Below are 248 nucleotides of genomic sequence, written 5' to 3'. Positions count from 1 at the left end.
CAATGAAAGTCACCCATTCTCATGGGTGAGACGCAAGACCTCCTTGATACATCTCTATTGGCTACTGCCCCTCAATGAAAGTCACCCATTCTCATGGGTGAGACCCTTACGACATTAGTAGCATCTGCCCGTCTGAATTCGCCCCTCAATGAAAGTCACCCATTCTCATGGGTGAGACAATCGTAATCGTGGTATCACGACGTTGTCGAATACGCACCCTCAATGAAAGTCACCCATTCTCATGGGTG

Origin of the sequence: Rothia sp. HMSC071F11 (assembly GCF_001809115.1) — a bacterium.
Classification (GTDB): Bacteria; Actinomycetota; Actinomycetes; order Actinomycetales; family Micrococcaceae; genus Rothia; species Rothia dentocariosa.
Note: the sequence above shows the minus strand (reverse complement) of the source record.